This is a genomic window from Flavobacterium sp. UBA2787, assembly GCA_002352205.1.
Lineage (GTDB): Bacteria > Bacteroidota > Bacteroidia > Flavobacteriales > Flavobacteriaceae > Flavobacterium.
Window position 1 is genome coordinate 25070 of sequence record DEHZ01000016.1, and the last position, 23353, is coordinate 48422.

General features: G+C 33.4%; 19 protein-coding genes. All 19 read right to left on the reverse strand.

The annotated features are described in order from the left end of the window. Positions 1-131: 131 nt before the first annotated feature. Complete coding sequence (locus B4N66_RS15325; RefSeq protein WP_291095980.1) at positions 132-2009, reverse strand: alpha-amylase family protein; 1878 nt, start codon at positions 2007-2009, stop codon at positions 132-134. 64 nt (positions 2010-2073) lie between these two features. Then, positions 2074-2670 (reverse strand): bifunctional phosphoribosyl-AMP cyclohydrolase/phosphoribosyl-ATP diphosphatase HisIE, encoded by a 597-nt coding sequence (gene hisIE / locus B4N66_RS15330; RefSeq protein ID WP_291095982.1) that lies wholly within the window; start codon positions 2668-2670, stop codon positions 2074-2076. 5 nt (positions 2671-2675) lie between these two features. Continuing rightward, positions 2676-3431, reverse strand: coding sequence for an imidazole glycerol phosphate synthase subunit HisF (gene hisF / locus B4N66_RS15335; protein ID WP_291095984.1), 756 nt, complete (start codon positions 3429-3431; stop codon positions 2676-2678). 14 nt (positions 3432-3445) lie between these two features. Then, on the reverse strand, positions 3446-4171 hold the full coding sequence (hisA, locus tag B4N66_RS15340) for a 1-(5-phosphoribosyl)-5-[(5-phosphoribosylamino)methylideneamino]imidazole-4-carboxamide isomerase (RefSeq protein ID WP_291095986.1): 726 nt from the start codon (positions 4169-4171) through the stop codon (positions 3446-3448). Next, a complete protein-coding gene (gene hisH / locus B4N66_RS15345) occupies positions 4168-4791 on the reverse strand; it encodes an imidazole glycerol phosphate synthase subunit HisH (protein WP_291095988.1) in 624 nt (207 codons plus the stop codon). The genes hisA and hisH overlap by 4 nt, the downstream gene beginning before the upstream one ends. Positions 4792-4930: 139 nt before the next feature. Beyond that, complete coding sequence (gene hisB / locus B4N66_RS15350; RefSeq protein ID WP_291095990.1) at positions 4931-6067, reverse strand: bifunctional histidinol-phosphatase/imidazoleglycerol-phosphate dehydratase HisB; 1137 nt, start codon at positions 6065-6067, stop codon at positions 4931-4933. Between the two features lies 1 nt (position 6068). After that, on the reverse strand, positions 6069-7130 hold the full coding sequence (gene hisC, locus B4N66_RS15355; RefSeq protein ID WP_291095992.1) for a histidinol-phosphate transaminase: 1062 nt from the start codon (positions 7128-7130) through the stop codon (positions 6069-6071). Then, entirely contained in the window at positions 7123-8412 is a 1290-nt protein-coding gene (gene hisD, locus B4N66_RS15360) for a histidinol dehydrogenase (protein ID WP_291095994.1), read from the reverse strand. Before hisD ends, hisC begins: the two co-directional genes overlap by 8 nt. Positions 8413-8497: 85 nt before the next feature. Further along, on the reverse strand, positions 8498-9355 hold the full coding sequence (gene hisG / locus B4N66_RS15365) for an ATP phosphoribosyltransferase (protein WP_291095996.1): 858 nt from the start codon (positions 9353-9355) through the stop codon (positions 8498-8500). Between the two features lie 267 nt (positions 9356-9622). Continuing rightward, the gene (locus B4N66_RS15370) at positions 9623-11845 is read right to left on the reverse strand and encodes a S41 family peptidase (protein ID WP_291095998.1); all 2223 of its coding nucleotides are present in this window, start codon (positions 11843-11845) and stop codon (positions 9623-9625) included. 224 nt (positions 11846-12069) lie between these two features. After that, positions 12070-12888: a prohibitin family protein gene (locus tag B4N66_RS15375; RefSeq protein ID WP_291096000.1), complete on the reverse strand. Its 819-nt coding sequence runs from the start codon at positions 12886-12888 to the stop codon at positions 12070-12072. A gap of 59 nt (positions 12889-12947) precedes the next feature. Beyond that, positions 12948-13448 carry a hypothetical protein gene (locus B4N66_RS15380; protein WP_291096002.1) on the reverse strand — a complete coding sequence of 167 codons (501 nt, stop codon included), beginning with the start codon at positions 13446-13448 and terminating at the stop codon, positions 12948-12950. Between the two features lie 32 nt (positions 13449-13480). After that, a complete protein-coding gene (locus tag B4N66_RS15385) occupies positions 13481-14182 on the reverse strand; it encodes a VIT1/CCC1 transporter family protein (RefSeq protein WP_291096003.1) in 702 nt (233 codons plus the stop codon). Positions 14183-14220: 38 nt separating this feature from the next. Continuing rightward, the gene (locus tag B4N66_RS15390; RefSeq protein WP_291096005.1) at positions 14221-15333 is read right to left on the reverse strand and encodes an efflux RND transporter periplasmic adaptor subunit; all 1113 of its coding nucleotides are present in this window, start codon (positions 15331-15333) and stop codon (positions 14221-14223) included. A gap of 7 nt (positions 15334-15340) precedes the next feature. After that, positions 15341-19678, reverse strand: coding sequence for a CusA/CzcA family heavy metal efflux RND transporter (locus B4N66_RS15395; RefSeq protein ID WP_291096007.1), 4338 nt, complete (start codon positions 19676-19678; stop codon positions 15341-15343). A 73-nt stretch (positions 19679-19751) separates the two neighbouring features. Next, positions 19752-21131, reverse strand: coding sequence for a sensor histidine kinase (locus B4N66_RS15400; RefSeq protein ID WP_291096008.1), 1380 nt, complete (start codon positions 21129-21131; stop codon positions 19752-19754). 14 nt (positions 21132-21145) lie between these two features. After that, on the reverse strand, positions 21146-21808 hold the full coding sequence (locus B4N66_RS15405) for a response regulator transcription factor (RefSeq protein ID WP_291096010.1): 663 nt from the start codon (positions 21806-21808) through the stop codon (positions 21146-21148). After that, positions 21805-23121: a DUF3570 domain-containing protein gene (locus tag B4N66_RS15410; protein ID WP_291096012.1), complete on the reverse strand. Its 1317-nt coding sequence runs from the start codon at positions 23119-23121 to the stop codon at positions 21805-21807. The genes B4N66_RS15405 and B4N66_RS15410 overlap by 4 nt, the downstream gene beginning before the upstream one ends. Before the next feature lie 15 nt (positions 23122-23136). After that, a complete protein-coding gene (locus tag B4N66_RS15415) occupies positions 23137-23346 on the reverse strand; it encodes a DUF4266 domain-containing protein (RefSeq protein WP_291096014.1) in 210 nt (69 codons plus the stop codon). Positions 23347-23353 lie beyond the last annotated feature (7 nt).

A 23353-nucleotide genomic window follows, 5' to 3' on the forward strand; every position in this document is an offset into this window, starting at 1 on the left:
AAATATAGTGACTTATTGACGAATTACTGTCAATAAAAACATAAAAAAACCTGCTTGATTGAGCAGGTTTTGATAGTTATATAACTTACACCTGACAGGTTTTTGAAACCTGTCAGGTGTAAATGTTGCATCTAAATCTTATAAATAAAACTCTCATTCACCCCAATCTTCAACTTGAACTTCCCTACTCCATTTTCGATAAGTAATTCAGTTGAACTTTTTCCGTACAATTGATCTTTTAATTTATATTTTCCGTCTTTCAGATTCATTTTCTTCACCACATCGGCGGGAATCATCACCTCACATTGAACGGGTGTGTTTTGATTAAAATTAGTTACAATCACCAATTTCTCGTCATCACTCCAACGCACATACGAATACAATCCGAAATCATAATTGGAACCCGCATTCAAATTAGCATCGTGAATTTGCTCGAATTCACCCATCAAAGCACTGCTTTTTAAGGTAAAATTCAATAAACGTTTATAGAAATCACGTAATTCTTTTTCTTCCGGTTTTAATTGTCCGCCATCAAATTTTCCGTCATTCATCCAACGTTGATGATGCGGAACTCCAACATAATCAAAAATTGATGTGCGTGAATTTTTTCCGAAACCGGCATCAAGAGCTCCAGGCTCACCCACTTCTTGACCAAAATAAATCATCGTTGGCGACGAACTGATTGTTGCCGAAACAACCATCAACGGTTTCCCCTTTTTTGCATCACCAGCAAACTGCGGACTTGCCAAACGTTGTTCGTCGTGGTTATCCAAAAAGTGCAACATATGGTGTTCGATATCTTTCAAATCTTCTCTAATTCCTGAGATATTTTTCGGTAAACCGCGACCTTGCACGATGTTTTTCAATGTGTCATACATTTGCACTTTATCATACAAATAATCCATTTTTCCTATATGAATATAATTTCTGTATTCACCCGGATTATATACTTCTGCCAACAAAAACGCATTCGGATTTTTCACTTTGATGGATGAATTCATATAACTCCAAAATTCCACAGGTACCATTTCGGCCATATCATATCGGAAACCATCCACACCTTTATCAATCCAATAATGGGTGATGTCTTTAAACTTTTTCCAAGAATCCGGCACGTCTTTTCCTTTCCAAAAATCGGCGTGAGCTTTGTAATCTTTTTTATCGAAACCTTCGGGTAACGTTGGAAAATCTTTGCTTCCATCCGGTTTTACACCATAATTAATTTTAACTGTTTCATACCAATCATTGATATCCGGCTTGGCTAAACGAGAACCATTCCCAGTCCATTTTGCAGGGACTTCTTCAAATTTTCCATCAGCCAACGGGTGTTTTTCACCACCAAGCGGTTTATAATTAGCATCGGTTGGTACCTCAAATTTCGAATTTGGAATGTAATAGAAATTGTTATTTCGTTTGTATTCAACGGATTTATCATCATCGGCTCCAAAATCTTTCACGCCTTTGGGATTAGTTTTTCCTTCATATTTTCTGGCAATGTGATTGGGAACAATATCAATTACGACTTTCAAACCGTTTTTGTGAGTGCGTTCAATCAACGCTTCAAATTCTTCCAATCGTTTGGAAGGATCAACCGCCAAATCAGGGTTTACGTTATAATAATCTTTTACGGCATACGGCGAACCCGCACGACCTTTCACCACATCCGGATCATCATTAGAAATGTCATATTTTGTATAATCATTGATCAAGGCGTGATGCGGAACACCGGTGTACCAAATATGTGTTACCCCTAAATCTTTAATTTCCTGAAGAGCTTTATCAGTGAAATCATTGAATTTTCCAACACCATTTTCTTCGATTGTTCCCCACGGTTTATTAGTAGTATTTGTGTTTCCAAATAATCGTGTAAAAACTTGATATACAACAATTTTATGTTCTGAATTGGATTCAGTTACCGTTTCTGTTTGGGCCTTCATATTTTTTTGTTCGCAGGATAAAGTTGAGAATAAGACGATGGTGCTAAGAGCAACCGCGGATTTTTTGAGCATAGATTTTACTTTTTAAAGGTCTAAATATACGAATTTTTAGTAATTGGTAAATAGTGAATAGTAATTAGCGTCTTTGCTTCAAAATTTCCACAACATCATTCAATTTAAAACCTTTCGCGTTCAATAAAATTAAATAATGAAAAAGCAAATCGGCACTTTCATTCAAAAATAATTCATCATTGGAATCTTTGGCTTCAATGACCATTTCAATCGCCTCCTCGCCTACTTTTTGTGCGATTTTATTAATTCCTTTCGCAAACAAAGAAGCGACATAACTTGTTTCCGCTTCACCATTTTCTTTACGAAGATGAATCGTATTTTCTAAATCTGATATAAAACCAAATTTTGTTTTATTGGGCTGTTGCCAACAAGTATCAGCTCCAGTATGACAAACCGGACCGGTTGGGTTGACTTGAATTAAAAGTGTATCATTGTCGCAATCCGCTTCTATTGAAACAAGATTGAGAAAATTTCCGCTTTCTTCGCCTTTTATCCATAACCGATTTTTGGTTCGACTGAAGAACGTTACTTTCTGCGAAGAAATGGTTTGCTGATAGGCTTCTTCGTTCATATAACCCAACATTAAAACGGTTTTGGTTGTTGCATCTTGGATGATGGCTGGGATTAATCCGTCGGTACTTTTTGTAAAATCTAGTTTCATAAATATCAAATTCTAACTGGAATTCCAGCTGTTTTTAAATAATTTTTTAATTCCGGAATTGAAATTTCATTGTAATGAAAAACACTGGCTGCCAAAGCTGCATCGGCATTTCCGATGGAAAAAGCTTCTTCGAAATGTTGCATTGTTCCTGCTCCACCAGATGCAATAATGGGAACATTTACTGTTTTGGATAATTGAGCTAAGGCTCCATTTGCAAAACCATTTTTTGTGCCATCGTTGTTCATCGAAGTGAATAAAACTTCTCCTGCTCCTAATTGTTCCACTTTTTTTGCCCAATCAAATAAATCTAAATCCGTGGCAACTTTTCCGCCAACTAAATGTACTTTCCAATTTTCATTAATTAATTTCGCATCGATGGCAACCACAACACATTGACTTCCAAAGTTTTTGGCAATTTCTGAGATTAATTTGGGATTTTTTACTGCGGATGAATTAATGGAAATTTTATCTGCTCCGTTTTTCAACAATAGTTCTACATCTTCAATAGAAGAAATTCCGCCACCAACTGTAAACGGAATATTTATCGTTTGAGCCACTTTCTGAACGAGTTGAACTAACGTTTTTCGGCGTTCTTCCGTGGCAGAAATATCTAAAAAAACCAATTCATCGGCACCTTCCAAACTATATTTCAAAGCCAATTCTACCGGATCTCCGGCATCTTTCAATTCTAAAAAATTAATGCCTTTTACGGTTCTTCCGTTTTTGATATCGAGACATGGGATTATTCTTTTTGTTAGCATTGGAGTAGTAAGTATTAAGATTTTGTGATGAATTTTTCTAATTGTTTTAGAGAAATTCGGTTTTCGTAAATGGCTTTTCCGATGATAACGCCGTGACAACCTAATTCAGCTAATTTGGGTAATTCATCAAACGTTGAAATTCCTCCGGAAGCAATTAATTTTATATTTTTAATTTCTTTTAAGATCGTTTTATAAATCTCAAAACTTGGTCCTTCTAGCATGCCGTCTTTAGAAATATCAGTACAAATAACCGATTGAATACCTTTGGTTTGATAGTTTACAATAAACGGAATTAATTCTTCACTACTTTCCTCTTGCCAACCCGAAACAGCAATTTTCCCATTAGAAACATCTGCACCGAGAATGATTTTTTCATTGCCAAAACGCTGAATCCATTCTTCAAATAAAATAGGATTTTTTACCGCAATACTTCCTCCGGTAATTTGATTCGCACCGCATTCAAAAGCAATTTCAACATCTTTGTTGGTTTTTAACCCACCTCCAAAATCGATTTTTAAAGTCGTATTTGTACTTATTTCTTCTAAAATTTTGTAATTCACAATTTGACCTGATTTTGCTCCGTCTAAATCCACCAAGTGCAAATTGGTTATACCGTGTGCTTCAAATGATTTGGAGACTTCTAGCGGGTTTTCGTTGTATATTTTTTGTGTGGCATAATCGCCTTTGGTTAGTCGGACACACTTTCCATCGATGATGTCTATGGCTGGGATTATTTTCATTTTATTAGGTTTTCGGGTTGCGAGTTGCGAGTTACGGGTTTTAGATTGAGGAAATTTTGCAATAGCTTTTCACCGACAAGTCCACTTTTTTCAGGGTGAAATTGAACGCCATAGAAATTATCTTTTTGCAAAGCCGCTGAAAAATCAGTTAAATAATGTGTCGTTACAATGGTCTCTTGGCAGATTTCAGCATAAAAACTGTGCACGAAATACATAAAACCTGTTGAAACTCGGCAGAAAAACTGCTTTTCATCGGCAGTTTTTATATCATTCCATCCCATATGTGGCACTTTGACTAGGTTGGAAAATTGAACAACATACGTATCAAAAATTCCTAAACCTTTGGTATCGCCTTCTTCTGTGTGATTGCACATTAATTGCATTCCTAAACAAATTCCTAGAACCGGCTGTTTTAGTGTAGGGATTAATTCATCTAAACCACTAATTTTAAGTTTCTTCATCGCCGAACTTGCTTCGCCAACACCGGGAAAAATGACTTTATCGGCAGAACAAATTTCGTTTGGGTTGTTTGTCAAAATACCTTCAAAACCTAATCGATTCAAGGCAAATTGAATGCTTTTTATATTTCCGGCACCGTAGTCTATTATTGCTATTTTCATTTTCATACGAAAATTTAAGATTTAAAAATTTGAACCATTAAGATTTTAAGTTTCATTAAGGATTTTCATTAAGATTAAATCATTCATTTGCTTAATGAATCTTAATGAAATCAACCTTAATACCTTAATGTCAAAAAAATTATAACATTCCTTTTGTGCTTGGCAAAATCATTTTCTCAGAATCTCTTTTAACCGCTGCTTTGATAGCTTTAGCGAAAGCTTTAAAAATCGCTTCAATTTTATGGTGCTCGTTAAAACCTTCCGCTTTGATGTTTAGGTTGGCTTTGGCACCATCGGCAAACGATTTGAAAAAGTGAAAAAACATTTCAGTTGGCATATCTCCGATTTTTTCTCGTTTAAAAGGAGCTTGCCACATCAACCAAGAACGTCCGCCAAAATCGATAGCTACTTGAGCCAAACAATCATCCATGGGGAGACAAAATCCGTAACGTTCGATGCCTAATTTGTTTCCTAATGCTTTTGCAAAAACTTCGCCTAATGCAATGGCCGTGTCTTCAATGGTGTGGTGTTCATCCACTTGCAAATCGCCTTTGACCTGAATATCCAAATCCATTTGACCGTGTCTGGAAAGTTGATCTAGCATATGATCGAAAAATGCTAATCCGGTTCGAATGTTGCTATTTCCCGTACCATCTAAATTTAAAGTGATGGCGATTTCGGTTTCATTCGTTTTGCGATAAATTGAAGCGGTTCTGTTTTCCAATTTCAAAAATTCATAAATTTGCTTCCAATCATTAGTTTCTAAAGCAATAATTGAATTTAATTCTTCGCGTTTAACGGAAATTTCATTCGTACCCAAATTGGTATTATCATTAATGAAAATCGCTTTTGATCCTAAGTTTTTAGCGAGTTCAACATCGGTTAAACGATCGCCGATAACGAATGAATTTTCTAAATCATAGTCAGCAGAAAAATACTTTTTTAACAAGCCAGTTCCGGGTTTTCGGGTAAGAGCATTTTCGTGTGGAAACGTTTTATCAATCAAAACCTCATCAAACACAACTCCTTCATTTTCAAATGTTTTTAGAATGAAATCATGTACAGGCCAAAAAGTTTCTTCTTGAAATGAATCAGTTCCTAAACCATCTTGATTGGTTATCATCACTAATTCAAAATCTAATTCTGAGGCAATTTTGCTTAAATATGTTAATGATTTTGGATAGAAAGTCACTTTTTCAAACGCATCAATTTGTTCGTCAGCCGTTTCTTTGATGATGGTTCCGTCACGATCAATAAATAGAATTTTTTGTGCCATTTTAAAGTGATTTTAAAGTTGTAATTAATTGATTGTTTTCTTCTTTTGTGCCGACTGTAATTCGAAGACAATTTTCACAAAGCGGTTGATTGCTTCGATTTCTGATTACAATTCCGGCTTGAATTAGTTGATTATACCTTAAATTTGCATCATCTACTTTTATCAAAATAAAATTCGAATCGGATGGAACAATTTGTTTAATAAAATTAATCGTTTTTAATGATTTAATGACGTTTTCCCGCTCCGAAACAATCTTTTTTACTTGTGCGGTTAAGGTATTTTGACTTAACTTTTTCATTGCAATTTCCTGTGATGCCGTATTCAAATTGTATGGTGGTTTAATTTTGTTAAGAATCGAAATAATTTCTTCCGAAGCATAGGCAATTCCGATTCTGAGTCCGGCCAAACCATAGGCTTTTGATAAGGTTTGTGTAATGACCATGTTGGGAAAGTCATTTAGTTCCGACAACCAACTTTCTTTTGACGAAAAATCGATGTACGCTTCATCCAAGACTACCAAACCATTGAAATTCTTCAGCAAATACAAAATACTTTCATCTGAAAATGAATTGCCGGTTGGGTTATTTGGCGAACATAAAAAGATGATTTTTGTGTTTTCTGAAACAGCATTCAAAATTTCATCCACATTAGGTTCAAAATCATTGGTTAACAGAATTTCTTTGTTCTCAATGGCATTCAAATTAGCTAAAACACCATACATTCCGTACGTTGGCGGCAACGTGATGATGTTGTCTTGATTGGGTTCGCAAAACGCACGAAAAAGTAAATCAAGTACTTCATCGCTTCCATTTCCTAATAAAATTTGGTTTGACGAAACCTTTTTCTGTTTAGCTAAAAGTGTTTTCAATTGTTTATGTTGCGGATCGGGATAGCGATTATAGCTGTTGGAAAACGGATTTTCATTGGCATCCAAAAAAATCAAATTGGTTTCAAATTCTTTGAATTCATCACGAGCGGACGAATAGGGTTTCATATTCAAAATAGTCTTTCGAACTAAATTCTGAACCGAAAACGAACTGTTTATTTCTATATTTTTAATCATTTTTTAAAGCATTTAGTCGTAATGTAACCGCATTTTTGTGAGCTTGTAATCCTTCGGCTTCCGCCATAATTTCAATTGCATTTCCGATATTTTTTAAACCTTGTTCAGAAATTCTCTGGAACGTAATGGCTTTTGAAAAACTATCGAGATTTACACCGGAATAATTCTTTGAAAATCCGTTTGTTGGCAAGGTGTGATTGGTTCCTGAGGCATAATCACCGGCACTTTCGGGAGTGAAATTTCCAATGAAAACAGAACCTGCATTTTGAATTCCGTTGATGAAATACTCTTCGTTTTTGGAACAAATAATAAAATGTTCAGGAGCATAATCGTTGATAAAATCCAATGCATCACTTTCCTTTTCAATAAAAATTAATTTTGAATTATCTATTGCTTTTTGAGCAATTTCTTTGCGAGGTAAAACTTGAATTTGGTGGTCAATTTCCTTTTCTACTTCGTCAATTAATTTTTGAGAATTGGAAACCAAGATTACTTGACTATCGATTCCGTGCTCAGCTTGACTCAATAAATCGGAGGCAACAAAAGCAGGAATTGCTGAATCATCGGCATAAATCAATAACTCACTTGGTCCGGCCGGCATATCAATGGCGGTCCCGAATTGCGTTGCTACTTGCTTCGCCACCGTGACAAATTGATTTCCGGGACCGAAAATTTTATAAACTTTCGGAATTGTTTCTGTGCCAAATGTCAGAGCTGCAATGGCCTGGATTCCGCCCACTTTATAAATTTTTGTAACACCACATAAATTGGCAGCATACAAAATAGCGGGATTTATTTCTCCATTTTTATCCGGTGGTGAGCACAAAATAATTTCTTCACAACCTGCAATTTGAGCGGGAATAGCTAACATCAAAACCGTTGAAAATAACGGAGCTGTTCCGCTGGGAATGTATAAACCAACTTTTTGAATGGGCCGTTTTTCTTGCCAACATACAACTCCTTTGGTGGTTTCTACTTCAATTTTGCTTGTTTTTTGAGCTGAATGAAATTTGTAGATATTTGATTTTGCTAAAGCGATTGCATCTTTTATTTCGGTTGAAACTTGCTTTTCTGCTTCTTTGATTTCATTTTCCGTAACGAGAAAATTTTCTAATTTAATTCCGTCAAACAACGAAGTATATTTTGCAACTGCTGTATCGCCTTTGGTTTGAATTTCTTTGAAAATGGATTTAACTGTTTCTTCAATTTCAGCGAATGATTGGGTTGGTCGTTGGGTTAAGGACGACCATTGGGATTGGGGTGGATTTTTATATTTTTTCATTTTTATTTTAACATTAAGGTATTAAGGGTGTTTTCATTAAGTTTCATTAAGACTAATTACTATTCACTAATTACTAATCACTTTATCACAAAACCATCTTTTCAATCGGGCAAACCAAAATTCCTTCTGCACCGGCGGATTTGAGTTGATCGATGACTTCCCAAAAGGTGTCTTCTTCGATGACGGAATGAAGGCTGCTCCACCCCGATTCTGCTAAAGGCATTATAGTTGGACTTTTTAAAACCGGAAGAATTAGGCTGACTTCTTGAATTTTTTCATTCGGTACATTCATCAAAATGTATTTTGACTTTCTGGCTCTGAGTACAGATTGAATTCGGAATCGAAGTTTATTTAAAATTTCTTGATTTTCATTTGAAATCGTAGGAGAAACAGCTAAAACTGCTTCGCTTTTCAGAATTACTTCTACTTCTTTCAGGTTATTTTTGAATAAGGTGCTTCCGCTGGAAACAATATCGACAATTGCATCGGATAGACCTATATTAGGAGCAATTTCAACTGAACCGGAAATTTGGTGAATGTCGATGGCAATGTTTTTCGACTTAAAAAAATTCAGAACCGTATTTGGGTACGATGAAGCCACTCGCAAATTATTCAAATCTTGAATGGAATTGTATTCAAAATTTTTAGGAACCGCCACTGAAACTCGGCATTTTGAAAAACCCAATTTCTCAGCAACGGCGATGTTTTGACCTTTCTCAACCAAGAGATTGTCTCCGACAATTGCCGCATCTACTACTCCATCGATGAGATATTGCGGAATATCTGAATTTCGTAAAAACAAAATTTCTAATGGGAAATTGGAGGCTTCGGCTTTGAGTTGGTCATTTCCGTTGTTGATGGAAATTCCGCAATCTTTTAGAATTTGAAGACTTTCTTCGTTGAGTCGACCTGATTTTTGAATCGCAATTTTTAAGGTGTCCATTTTTTGTTTTTTTTAAATGAGTACACCAAAGCGGAGAGCAACAAAAAACCCGTTTGATGTACTCAAACGGGTTTTAGATATATGAATTAATTACATAGCATCATTACTTCGCTTGAGCGGAGGTGTGATGATGATGATGTAATTGAATTGAAAACATTTTGTTGTTTTTTGATGTTGCAAATGTAACGACTTAAATTTTTATAAAACAAAATATTTAGAAACTTTGTGATTTGTTGAACTTTTATTGCTTGTCAAATCTAATCTAAATTAATCTTTATTTATATACTCAATTGCCTTATCAAGCACTTCATCGCGACCGTTTTTGATACCTTCGATAGTCGGTTTCACTTCGATATCGGGAACAATTCCGATGCGTTGGGTTTCTCTGCCGTCTGGATAATAAACTCCGATTCCGCTAATCATCGTAGAAATTCCTCCTGGAAGTGAAATATCGGAAACATTACCATCGGCTCCCGCAGTTGTTGAACCCATCACAATTGCGTTTGGAGATTGTTGATAAGCCATTGCATGAAATTCAGCCCTACTTTGAGTTATTTCATTAACTAAAATCACAACTTTCCCTTGATAATTATTTCCATTATTGTTAGACACATTGTAACTAGTGTAAAAAGAAAACATACCAGGTTGCTTTAAACTACCTTTTGTAAACTTAACAAATGGACTTTTTTTGTGCACAAGATAACTACCTAGTATGTACATTGCATTATGATCAGATGGGTAGTTTCGAATATCCAGAATCAATCCTTTTGAGTTTTTAAATTGCTGCCATAATTCAGGTAAATTATCTTTTTTAACTGTTCCAAGGTTAATATATGCAATATCTTTTTCAACAAATTTGAAGGAGGGTTCTTGGTCTTGATAAAATTTATAAATATTAATTTCATCTGTTGTATACGTTGCTATTTTTCGTTGAAATTTTTTCCCATCTCGAATGTATTCAATCGTTAATTCATCGTCATTTGTTCGCAAAACTAAATTAGCAATGTCTCGTAATTGAGTAGGATAATTGGATGCAGGAGTTCTGTGTAATTTATCTTTCACAAACTCTTCCATTGGTTTTTGATTCACCGAAGCAATAATATCTCCAACTTTTAGTCCTGATTCTTCACCTAATTTATCATCATAAAAACGTGTAACTACTGCTTTATCTTCGATAAATTTAATTTCTGCTACACCGAATTTTGATCCATAAAATTTATTTAAAACAGCATTTCCACCCCAAATATTGGCGTGCGTATCATGAATTCTAGCGATAATTTCTAAAGTAGTCAGTGTATATTCTGTTTCGTCTTTTGCTTGAATAAACTTGGGAATAAATTCTTCTAAAACCATTTTCCAATCTTCTTCAATTAAATTTTTATAGGGAAAATAATATTGAATCATGTTCCAATAGCGAAACAAAGTCAATAAACGAAAGCCTGTATCGGGATAAACCATTTTTCGATAGGCATTCTCATTTTTAAAATCCGGATTATTAACTCCCGAATGAAAAGCTAAATAGTAATGATTATCTGTTCGTTTAGCAATTTTTACATTGTTAAGTGCTGTAGTTAATTCATTTGAAAAATTGGAAGTAGTAATCCAATCTAAATCAGGTTTAAATTTAATTTTATCCTTTGGTTCTTTAAGAATTGTTGTTTTAAAATCACCTAAACTTGCTATCCATGCAGTAAAAATAGCATCGCGTTCATTTGTTGATTTTGCAGAAAGTATTTTTGGCATAATACGAAACAATTCATAATCCCAATTTAAATCGCCCGATGCCACTTTAGGATGATGGTATTTTAAAAATCCCCAAATCAATCCGAGCATTTTGAGATTTGTAATTTGAGTAGAAGTATAATCAAACGATGTTATTTTTGAACCTTCATCAAATTCTTTATCTAATTGAGCCGGAAAAAAGGGTTTAATAAATGTTTTAGCATTTTGAATTTCTTTTCCGTCAATCGTAACTTGAAAATCATCTAACCACATTTTGCCTTTTCCAACCAATAATCCACCTACTACTATTCTATCAGTTTTATCCGGACTTAATGGTAAGGTAATTTCGTATTTAGTCCAATCTGTTGTTCCGACAATTCCTCTATCGTTCATATTATCAAAGCCTAAACTTGGGTCAATTCTCATCCATAATCCGGCATGACCTTCGGAAACATTTTCTGTTTTAATGAATCCGCTTAGCGTGATTGATTTTCCTTTGTAATTATCCGGTAATGTAAATGCCCATGCTTTGAAACCTGGATTTCCATCTGTGTAAGCTAAAGAAACTGAATATTTTCCATTTTTAACAATTGTAGAATCTAATGCTTTTTGATATGTTTCATTTCCAAAGATTTCCCAACCTTTTGGATTTCCATTTTCTATGGTTTCAAAATCAAAATTAAATACTGATTTGGGTGGTTGTTTCTGAGCGAAAATCATCATTGTAAATGATAGAAACAAAATCGAAAGCAGGTAACTTTTTTTCATAAATAGCTGTGTTAAGTCTTTTTAAAATGATAATTTGATTCAATAATTTAAAAATCAATAATGAATGATTATTATTTTTACATCGTAAATGAAGTAAATTATCTTACAAAGTGAAAAGTGATTAACAAAAGTTTATGTCATTCTGTTCTTTATAAATATATTTTTTTAAAACAAAAAACCGTCTGAAATTCAAACGGTTTAAAATAACTATGTGTTTTTATAAGTTACTGATTTCCCAAAATAATCGGCATTCCATCCTTACCAGAACCAATAACAATTACTTTTGAATTAGCGGATTTAGACAACTCAATGGTGGCTTGTATGCCTTTTTCCTGTAGAATTTTGTCTGTTAATGATGCACTTAAAATTTGGTTTGCTCTAGCTTTTCCCTCTGCTTCAATTCGTTGACGTTCGGCTTCTTTTTGAGCTTTTTCCAAACGGAATTCGTATTCCAAACTTTCTTGTTCTTGTTTTAATTTGGTTTCAATGGCAATTTTAATTGTGGATGGCAACGTGACATCACGCACAAGAATTTCATTCAATTGAACATATTGATTGGCTAAAATCTTCTTGGTTTCTGTAAAAATTTCGTCTTGAATGGCATCTCTTTTGGTGGAATAAAGTTGTTCCGGAGTATATCTTCCCACCACACTTCTGGCGGCAGAACGAATTGCCGGACGAATCACTCTTTCGATGTAATTTTCGCCTTTTTCTTGGTGTAATTTTCCTGTAAATTCATATTGCGGATGAAACCAAGCGGTAGCATCGAGTTTGATTTCCAAACCATTAGATGACAACACCTGCATTTGTTCTGATAATTCTTGTTGACGAACTTCATAAATAAACACTTTGTTCCAAGGTGCTACGACGTGAAAACCTTCACCTAAAGGCGGTTCGTCAGTTACGACTCCTCCCCCAAACGTTTTGTAAAGAACGCCAGCTTGACCTGACTCGATGGTAACAGTTGATTTAAAAAGTATAATTATTAAAATAATTATTCCAACAATCAATGGGATTAATTTGAAATTGAATTCTTTTTGCATTATTATTTTTTTTGATTTTGATAAAGATACAAAATGAAATTTAATCGCAAAAGAGTTAGTTAATCATCATCGGTTTTAGTTTCATTTTCAACAGAAATCACATTATTTTGGAATGTGGTATTTTCTCTAATTTCTGTATGACGGATTTCGCCACCGGTTGTTCCGGTTTGTTTTCCCAAAAAAATGCAAACTACAGCAATAATAACTGCTATATATGATACAAATACAGCTTTTGAGTGCTTTTTGAAGTTTAAAAACAAACCAATCAAGGAAACAAAACCTAATGCATACAAAACGATTGCCAATTTTTCGGCCATTTCTTCATGTGTTTCAATAATTTGATCGGTTACTCCCGGCAATTTTTCTGCAATTTCTTCTGCTCCTTCTCCTGTAGCCATACTAACTGCGGCAAAAATTGCTCCTACAATAAATAAGCAATATGCTGTGTTTTTTACGGAATTATTTTTTAAAAATAATCCTGTAACTAAAATACCAAATCCAAGAATTATCCCAATAATTGGAAAGTGGTTTACAACCATGTGTAAATGTGCGTCGTTCATATATAAATGTTTTAAAAGTTTATTAGTTTTTGTTATACTCTAACCCCAAAAAGATAGCCAACAAGTGCTGATAAAACCATTGCAATTGTTCCCCAAATTGTTATTCTTAAAATTGCTGTTTTAATACTTGAGCCTCCTGTTTTTGCAGCAATACTTCCTAATACTATTAGAAAAATAATTGTAAAAGCATACAACCAATATTCCATGTTTTTTATTGGTGTAAAAAGTATCACTAGTAATGGCAAAACACCACCAACGGTAAATGCTGCACCAGATGAAATAGCTGCTTGTATTGGATTTGCTTGGCTTATTTCATTAATTCCTAATTCATCTCTAATATGAGCCGCTAATGCATCTTTTTCTGTTAATTCAATGGCAACTTGCATTGCTGTTTCCTTTTTTAAACCTCTTTTTTCATATATTTGAGCTAATATTCTTAGCTCTTCTTCAGGCATTTCTGCTAATTCTTTAATTTCTCTTTCAATATCCGCTTTTTCTGTATCTGTTTGCGAACTAACAGAAACATACTCCCCAGCAGCCATTGATAATGCACCTGCAACTAGTCCGGCAACTGTTGCTAATAAAATAGGTTCTCTAGTTGAACTTGCAGCGGCAACACCAATTGCTAAACTGGAAATAGAAATTATTCCATCGTTTGCTCCCAAAACTGCGGCTCGTAACCAATTGCTTCTGTGTATGTAATGATTGTCTAAATAATTATCTATTGTTATCATTTGATTTGATTTTAAAATTTATAATATAAATTGAAATTTTAATTAATTATATCAAAAACACCTTTTGTGAGTAATTTTGTTTCAGTATTAACATTATCATCAGGCATAATTTCAATGAATTTTTCTGATTTTTCACCTACCGTAACAGCAACTTTTTTGAATTTATAATCTGATGTTTTACTGTTTAAAACCAATACATAATGTTTGTCATTTTCTGTAATGATAGCATCAGAAGGAACTCCAAATCCTTTTTTAGCATCTGTAATTATGTTAGCCTCTACAAACATTCCAGATAACAATTTTCCTTTTATTTCTGGTGATAGTGTACCAAAAACCGAAATGGTTCTGTCTTTATTTTCTATCGATTTTCCGACTAATTGTACGCTAGAAATGAATTGTTCTTTGCTTGATTCGGGTACTTTAAAATTGATTTTTTGACCTTGTTTTACATGTAAAATGTCTTTTTCAAAAATGCTTAAATTCAAATGCAAGTAATTGGTATCTACAATTTCTAAAATTACATCCGAAGGCGACATAAACATGCCGACATTTGCGTTCATAACTGTTACATCACCAGAAATTGGTGCCGAAATTGTAATTTGTGAGGTAAATTTTCCACGCTCAACATTGGCCGGATTGATGTTTAACAACACTAATTTTTCACGTAAGCCTTGATATATTCCTTTTGCTTGGCGGTAATCGCTCTCTGCTTTTAGATAGTTTTTTCGTGAAGTAATTTTTTCATTGTATAATGTTGTCTGGCGTTCAAATTCAGATTTTAAATAGTTAATTTGTTCAGCAACTTCTACATAATCCTTTTGTAAATCAAGATAATCTGTGTTTTCTAATGTTATTAAAGCTTGTCCTTTTGCAACTTTATCACCAACTAATAATTTGGTAGCTTTTACATAGCCGCCTAAAAACGTGGTCACTTTAGCTCGATATTGTGGTGGAACATCAATTTTTCCGGATGATTTGACTATAACTTCAAAATCTTGTTCTATAGGTGAACCTATTTCCATTTTTGAAGATTGAAATTGAGCTTCTGTTACTGTAATCAATCCGTCATCAATTACTTTTTCTTCAGCAACTTCTTGTTTACATGAAAATAAAAGTGTTGTTATTGTTGCTATGTAGAATAGTTTTTTCATTTGTAAATTATTGTATATTAACATATTGTAAGTCTAATTGTGTTTTGTTGTATTGGTTTACGGCATCTAAATAATCAACTTGAATTGTGGTTGCATTTTCTAAACTTTGTATGAATTGGAAAAAATCAATTTCACCGTGTTTGTAACTCATATTGGCTACTTTAATAATCTCTTGAGAAACTTTTTTTCCGTATTGATTATAGTAATCGATGGCTTGGTTATATTGTTCTAATTCGCTGTTTTTCTGGTTAATGTGTGCATCAATTTTGATTAATTCATGTTGTTTTTGTTGTTCCCAAGCTTGTGTTTCTAACTTGGCTACTTTAGATTTAGCAACATTCCCATTGAATAAAATTGGAACAGCAACTCCTACTTGAAATCCATATAAAGATTGTGAAATTCCGCTATTTCTTCCTTGAAAATATTCCACATTTATATCGGGTAACCAATTCTGTTTTTGGAGTTTTTCAGTAGATTTATATTTATTTGTAACACTTTCTAAATAAGAACTATACAATTCTTTACTTGAAGTGTTTAATGTGTTATTTATAGGTTTAATCTCATTCGTTTTTACTCTAATTTTTTCCTCCGATTGTACTAAAGCTTGTAATACTTCTAATTGTGCTTTTTTCTCTTTATCTAATTGTGAAAGTTTGGTTCTAATTTGTCTAAATTTTGCTTCGGCAGTTATTTTTTCCAAGTAATTGGTTTCGCCTAATTCAAATCTTCGGTCGCTTGCTTTAGAGAAATTTTGGTACAAACTATCTAAATATTTATATAATTTTTCCTGATGTTGCACATATACAATTTGATGATATACTTTTGAAACTTCCAATTTGAGTTTGTTTTTTTGTAATTCGAAGGAAGCCTTTTGACTTTCTAATTCAGCTTTATAGACCTTTTTTTGAGCACCATAAACCGTTGGAAAAGCAAATGATTGCTGTACTCCAAATACTTTTAAGGGTTCGTTATTTAACGCTAAATTATTTTGGTCATAGCTATAATACACATTCGTTTTATCAAAAGAATAAGCCGTTTTTACGTTTGCGTTTGCTTTGTCGATTTGCAATTGCCCAGCTTTTACTAATTTATTGTTTAGCAAAGCTTTATTCATAATTGAATCTAGTTCAGCATTATTTTCTTGTGCAAAACCAAAGCTTGTTGCAAATAAAAATAGTAAAATATAAGTTCCGCTTAGATGTTTTTTGAATTTTGGTTTTTTGAATTCTTTCTCATCAAAAACTTTGAATAAAATAGGTAATACAATCATGGTTAACAGAGTTGCCGTGAATAATCCGCCAATAACTACGGTTGCTAACGGGCGTTGAACCTCTGCTCCTGCCGATGATGAAATTGCCATTGGTAAAAATCCTAAAGCGGCGGCGGCGGCGGTTAATAAAACTGGTCGAAGTCTATCGGTGGTTCCTTTTAAAATTAGTTCGTTCATATCTTTCATGCCACTGTGTTTCAATTCTTTAAAATGTTCAATTAGTACGATTCCGTTTAGCACTGCAATTCCGAATAATGCAATAAATCCAACGCCTGCCGAAATACTAAATGGTAAATCTCGCATCCATAAAAATAAAACACCACCAACAGCCGATAAAGGAATTGCAGAATATACCATTAATGCTTCTTTGATGGAACCAAAGGCAAAATGTAATAAGATAAAAATTAAAAATAAGGCAATTGGTACAGCAATTAACAATCGGGCTTTTGCACTTTGTAAGTTTTCAAATTGACCACCATAAGTAACACGATAGCCTGTTGGTAAATCGATTTTGGTTTCAATAATTTGCTGAACATCATCAACAACACTTTGTAAATCACGGTTTCTTACGTTGATTCCCACAATAATTCTTCGATTGGTATTGTCTCTTGAAATTTTAGCCGGACCTTCTGTATATTCGATAGACGCTAATTCTCTTAGCGGAATTTGCTCGCCATTTGGAGTGGAAACATATAAATTTCGTAAGTCTTCAATATCGGTTCTGTTGGTTTTATCTAATCGAATGACCATATCAAAACGTTTTTCACCTTCAAATACGTTCCCAACGGTTTTCCCTGCGAAACCTAAAGCAATCATTTCGTTTAAATCGGCAATATTTAAGCCATAACGAGCAATTTTACTTCGGTCATAATCAACAATCATTTGTGGTAAACCTTCCGTTTTTTCGATGATAATATCCGATGCACCTTCCACATTTTTAATTGCTTTTTCGATTTCATGTGCTTTTTTGGCTAAAATATCTAAATCTTCACCAAAAATTTTAATGGCCACATCGGAACGAGAACCCGAAATTAATTCGTTGAAACGCATTTCAATAGGTTGCGTAAATTCGATTTCCATGTTTGGAATTTTCTCTTCTAAAGCCGCTTTGATTTTATCGGCTAATTCATCTTTAGAATTGGCAGAAACCCATTCAGATTTTGGTTTTAATTTTACGATAATGTCACTTTCTTCCATACTCATTGGATCGGTTGGCACTTCGGCAGCACCAATTCTACTGACTACTTGAGAAACTTCTGGAAAATTTTTAAGAATTATTTTTTCAATCTTGGTAGTCGTTTCAATGGTTTTAGAAAGCGAAGTTCCTGTTTTTAAAACGGGTTGAATTACGAAATCACCTTCATCTAATGTTGGAATAAATTCCCCACCCATGGTTGCAAACAATCCAATAGCTAAAAACAATAACCCAACAGCTCCGTAAAGTACTTTTTTAGTATTTCCTAAAGCCCAAGTAATCACAGGTAAATACCATGAATTCAGTTTGTTAATTAACCGATTTGAAATTGATTTTGGGTTTTCTTCTTGCGGTTTTAAAAACAATGAAGCCGCAACAGGAACATAAGTAAAACAGAATAACATAGCACCCACCAAAGCAAAACTAAATGTCATTGCCATAGGTTTAAACATTTTTCCTTCAACACCTGATAAGGAAAGAATTGGAATAAATACAATAAGAATGATTAACTGACCAAAAATAGCCGAATTCATCATTTTTGAAGCACTTTTATAGGTAATTTGGTCTATTTCTAACTGACGTTCTTCTTTGGCTAAACCAACTAAATGTCTTGATTTATGAGCAATTTGAAAAGCAATAAATTCAACGATAATCACAGCTCCGTCGATGATGATTCCGAAATCTATCGCCCCTAAACTCATTAAATTGGCATCAATTCCAAAAATATTCATAAAGGAAATCGCAAATAACAAACAAAGCGGAATTACGGAAGCCACAACTAATCCTGAACGCCAATTTCCGAGTAATAAAACCACAACAAAAGTTACGATTAAGCAACCTAAAATCAAGTTTTCAGCAACGGTGAATGTAGTTTTACCTACTAACTCACTTCGTTCTAAAAATCCGTTGATGTAAACGCCTTCCGGTAATGTTTTTTCAATTTCGGTAACTCTATGTTTTACATCTTCAATTACTTGTTTTGAGTTTCCGCCTTTTAGCATCATTACTTGACCTAAAACCTTCTCACCTTCTCCATTTCCTGTAATTGCTCCAAAACGATTGGCATGACCAAATTGTACTTTGGCGATGTCTTTAATGTATATTGGCAAACCAGAATCGTTTTTAACGACAATATTTTCAATATCTTGAGCGGAATTTACTTTTCCTTCGCCACGAATGAAATAACTTTGATTGGTTTTTTCAATATACGAACCACCGGCAATGCTATTATTTTTTTCCAACGCTGTAAAAATAGCAGTAGTAGAAATGTTCATTGCCTTTAAACTTGCTGGATTTATAGCAATTTCATATTGTTTTAAAAAGCCACCCCAAGTATTGATTTCAACCACACCTTTAATTCCAGATAATTGTCTTTTTACGACCCAATCTTGAATAGTTCGCAAATCGGTAACTGAATAATGATTTTTGAATTCGGGTTTTACTTCTAAAGTATATTGATAGATTTCGCCTAAACCAGTGGTAATTGGTCCCATTTCTGGTGTTCCAAAACCTTCTGGAATTTTTTCGGTAGCAGTTTTAATTTTTTCAGCTATTAATTGTCTAGGTAAATACGTTCCGATTTCGTCTTCAAAAACAATGGTTACCACAGATAATCCGAATTTAGAAATAGAACGAATTTCGGTTACACTAGGCAAATTCGCCATTTCAATTTCTACAGGATACGTAATATATTGCTCGATATCTTGAGTAGAAAGATTACGAGATGTTGTAATTACTTGTACCTGATTATTAGTAACATCAGGTACAGCACCGATTGAAATTTGGAAAACTGAAAACAAACCAAATCCAACAACACCAAGTGTAAACAAAAGGATTATGAGTTTATTTTTTAAACTAAAGGCAATGATTTTCTCAAGCATTTTGGCAACTTTTAATTTCAGTAAAATTAATCTGAAAATAAAGAAATTGACTTAAGATTGACTTAGGAATACATTAGTTAAACCTTAATTCTACAATAGTTTCAACGTTTAATTTACTGTTTATTTGAAAGTCAATATTCAATAAATCAGTAAGTCTTTTTACGATAGATAAACCTAAGCCTGTGCCTTTTGTATTAGTTTGAAGAACGGATTGAGAACGATAAAAACGATTTCCTATTTTGTTCAATTCTTCGGAAGAGATACCAATTCCGTTGTCTTGAATTTTACAAATAATTTGGTTGTTTTCTTTCCATAAAGCAATAGAAATTTTTCCATTTGGATTGGAATATTTAATTGCATTGGATACTAGATTACTGATGATTATAGAAACCAAATAATTATCAGAATCAATGGTATAATCATCTGCAAATGAATTTTCAATTTTAATATTCTTATCATTTATTTTTTGCGAAAATCGAGCTAATACATCTAAAATCAATGCATTGAGAAAAACAGGTTCTTTTTTAGTATTTTGCTTTTGATTTTCAAAACGAGCCAATAACAATAATTCGTCAACCAATTGATTTAATCGGTCAACTTCTTTGATACTGTAATTGATTTTTTCCTCATATTCCGATTGATTTCGAGGTTTACGAACTAAAACTTCTAATGTTCCTTTGATTACAGCCAAAGGTGTTCGCAATTCATGAGAAGCATCAGATGTGAATTGTTTTTCGCGTTCTACAGCATTTTCAATTCGGTCTAACAAGTCATTAATTGTTTTTGAAAGTACGAATAATTCATCTTTATTTTGGGGTAAATCTATTCGCGAACTTAGGTTTTCGCGACTAATTTGCTTTGAAGTTTCAATAATTGTTTTTATTGGTTTGATGCTTCTTCCTACAATAAATCTGGCGATAAGAAATAAACTTATCAAAATAATTGGCAATGAAATAAATAGAATGTTTCGCAAATTAGACAAAACCATAATAGCATCATCCAACGACATAGCTACGACGAGATAACCAATCACTTTTTGATTATCATAAAGCGGAACCTGAATCTGACGAATAGGTTTTTTGTTTAAATATGTATCAATAAATTCGTTTTTTCTATTTTCCGGATAAAGCTTTAAATTGAGTTTTTTTAAATTGGGTGATTTATCAATTAGTTCGTTATTGCTATCAAAAAATTCAACAAATACAGGGTTAACATCCACTGTATTGTGTTCTCTTTCACGCCATTCATCCACTTGAATGAGATAAGTGTTGTTATGATCTATTTCAATTTCTTGTAAATGTTTTTCAACTTCATTTTGAATATCATCGTTTATATGGTTGTAAACACTTAAACTCACCATTTGATAAATTACTAAAAAAACTATGGTTATCAGCAAAGCAGTGCTAATAATATAGTAAAAAGCAATTCTATTTCTAAAAGAGAATTTAAGCATAAATTGTAACTACATTAATCATTAGCAATATAACCAACACCTCGAATGGTTTTAATACTTTCATCTTCTTTAGAAAGATTGAGTTTTTTCCTGATAGCATTCATAAACACATCAATTACACCGGTATCATATTCAAAATGAATATCCCAAACATCTTCAATAATTTGATTTCGAGTGCACACTTTTCCTTTGTTTTTGATTAAATATATCAAAAGTTCGTATTCTCTTTGTGTCAATGAAATTTCATTATTTTCTGAAAAAACCTGGTGTTTAGATTGAATAATTTTAATCTTTCCTAGGTTCAAAACATCAACTTCCTTGGTGGTTCTAAAATGAATTTTTATTCGTTCTAACAATTCATCAAAACTAAAAGGTTTTTTGATGTAATCATTGGCTCCGGCTTTTAAACCTTCAATAGTTTCCTGAACGGTATCTTTGGCTGTTAAAAAAATAATTGGCGTTGTAGCATTGGTTTTTCTAAAGGATTCACAAACCTTTAACCCAGAGAGTTTAGGTAACATCCAGTCTAATAAAATTAAATCGGGTTTATGGCTAATTGCCATTTCTAATCCTGATTGACCATCATTAGCAACCAACACTTCATAGCCTTCTTCTTCTAAACCTTGTTTTAGAAAATTGGCAATTCCTATTTCATCTTCAACGACTAAAAGTTTCATTTGTCTAATACAAATTTAATTCCGAAAGATACGATATTTGCCTCTAACCCATCACTTCTGGAATAATGATTATACCTGAAATCAATATTTTTTATGCCAAATTTCCAGATTTTAGAAGCGGTGAAAATATCGGTGTAATTCACTCCAAATCCGTATTGATGTGCATCAAATGTTGATAAATCATAATCGGAAGTATAAAATTCATCGGTAGAAAGATGTTGTTCGTGCGGAGCAAAATATTTTGATGCAGACTGAGTATAAAAACGATACATCGGAAAAATGGTAAAACGATCCGTTATTTTATAAGGCAATTCAACACTTGCTGTATGTGAACTAATTCCCCAATTATCCGTATAAAAACGATAATAAGTTCTAAACACAAATTTTTCGTTGATATAATAATTCAAACGAGCTCCAATTGGCAATTTAAATCGACTATCAGGCAAACGTTCAATATCATCAGCTAATTGAAATTCATTAATAAACGAATCACTCACATCGGCAAAATAAACCCGTTGATACGGTGTAGAAAGTAAGCCTTGTTGATGTAAAACATCAGCAAAAATGGATAGTTGTGTTTTCTTATTCAGCACTTGCGAAAAACTGAAAGAAAGTGCAAAAGAATTTCTATTTTTTTCCGGTTGAAAAACAAAATTGGTTGGGTTGTAATTGGTATTTCCTGTGATTGTAAAATCATCAAAAATTCCACCGTTTAGTGTATTACCATTATCGGCAAAATCTTGTAATTCTTTAGGATAAATGGGCTTCCAAGTATCTAAATAAAAATTGGCAGCAATTCCCACTTCGGTATTTTTGTCGTTAAATAATTTTGTTAAACCACCACCAAAACCAATGGAAGAATAGTCATATTCTACAGAACCGGAAATATGTGCATTCCAAATCGTATTTCGATCATCGGAACTATGACTGTAATTAATTACTAACGTAGTTAAAACATCTTTTGCAGAAGCACCCGAACTCGCTTGCCACGGACTTGGTGTTGCACTATCAAACGGATTTATGTTTCCTGATGAAGCTGAAGAATAGGCAGAAATCCCCATATCTACAGTTAAAACATCATCGTCGTTTAGTGGAACAGCTACAACAATAGTTGGTGTAATATCGGTTAATTCCTCCATCCCACTTCCACCGGAAACAGCTGAATGAATTCCGTCTTGTTTATAATAACTCATTAAAAAATCGACTTCAACCGATTCGAGCACACGTTTTTTGAATACGAGCGTAGAATCTTGTTCTTGTCCAAAAAGCGAAAAAGAACAAAGAAAGAGTAAAAGAAAAAAATAATTTTTCATTATTAATTTGGGTAATTAGTTACAACCACAACCACCACCGGTTTTGCCACCATTGGCTCCGGCTGCTGCTTCGCGATAGACTTGAAAATTGGTTTCAAAACGTTCAGAGGAACGAGCTGCTAATTTCATATCAGGATCATTGATTTTTTCTTTTTCGTATTCTTTAACTGAATTGCAGGATTGTAATGCGATTAGAATTAGGGCAAGAATTATTATATTTTTCATTTCAAAT

Excerpts from the sequence above, each read along its gene's own strand:
- B4N66_RS15325 (WP_291095980.1), bottom strand. The coding sequence starts at position 2,009 with ATGCTCAAAAAATCCGCGGTTGCTCTTAGCACCATCGTCTTATTCTCA.
- hisIE (WP_291095982.1), bottom strand. The coding sequence starts at position 2,670 with ATGAAACTAGATTTTACAAAAAGTACCGACGGATTAATCCCAGCCATC.
- hisF (WP_291095984.1), bottom strand. The coding sequence starts at position 3,431 with ATGCTAACAAAAAGAATAATCCCATGTCTCGATATCAAAAACGGAAGA.
- hisA (WP_291095986.1), bottom strand. The coding sequence starts at position 4,171 with ATGAAAATAATCCCAGCCATAGACATCATCGATGGAAAGTGTGTCCGA.
- hisH (WP_291095988.1), bottom strand. The coding sequence starts at position 4,791 with ATGAAAATAGCAATAATAGACTACGGTGCCGGAAATATAAAAAGCATT.
- hisB (WP_291095990.1), bottom strand. The coding sequence starts at position 6,067 with ATGGCACAAAAAATTCTATTTATTGATCGTGACGGAACCATCATCAAA.
- hisC (WP_291095992.1), bottom strand. The coding sequence starts at position 7,130 with ATGATTAAAAATATAGAAATAAACAGTTCGTTTTCGGTTCAGAATTTA.
- hisD (WP_291095994.1), bottom strand. The coding sequence starts at position 8,412 with ATGAAAAAATATAAAAATCCACCCCAATCCCAATGGTCGTCCTTAACC.
- hisG (WP_291095996.1), bottom strand. The coding sequence starts at position 9,355 with ATGGACACCTTAAAAATTGCGATTCAAAAATCAGGTCGACTCAACGAA.
- B4N66_RS15370 (WP_291095998.1), bottom strand. The coding sequence starts at position 11,845 with ATGAAAAAAAGTTACCTGCTTTCGATTTTGTTTCTATCATTTACAATG.
- B4N66_RS15375 (WP_291096000.1), bottom strand. The coding sequence starts at position 12,888 with ATGCAAAAAGAATTCAATTTCAAATTAATCCCATTGATTGTTGGAATA.
- B4N66_RS15380 (WP_291096002.1), bottom strand. The coding sequence starts at position 13,448 with ATGAACGACGCACATTTACACATGGTTGTAAACCACTTTCCAATTATT.
- B4N66_RS15385 (WP_291096003.1), bottom strand. The coding sequence starts at position 14,182 with ATGATAACAATAGATAATTATTTAGACAATCATTACATACACAGAAGC.
- B4N66_RS15390 (WP_291096005.1), bottom strand. The coding sequence starts at position 15,333 with ATGAAAAAACTATTCTACATAGCAACAATAACAACACTTTTATTTTCA.
- B4N66_RS15395 (WP_291096007.1), bottom strand. The coding sequence starts at position 19,678 with ATGCTTGAGAAAATCATTGCCTTTAGTTTAAAAAATAAACTCATAATC.
- B4N66_RS15400 (WP_291096008.1), bottom strand. The coding sequence starts at position 21,131 with ATGCTTAAATTCTCTTTTAGAAATAGAATTGCTTTTTACTATATTATT.
- B4N66_RS15405 (WP_291096010.1), bottom strand. The coding sequence starts at position 21,808 with ATGAAACTTTTAGTCGTTGAAGATGAAATAGGAATTGCCAATTTTCTA.
- B4N66_RS15410 (WP_291096012.1), bottom strand. The coding sequence starts at position 23,121 with ATGAAAAATTATTTTTTTCTTTTACTCTTTCTTTGTTCTTTTTCGCTT.
- B4N66_RS15415 (WP_291096014.1), bottom strand. The coding sequence starts at position 23,346 with ATGAAAAATATAATAATTCTTGCCCTAATTCTAATCGCATTACAATCC.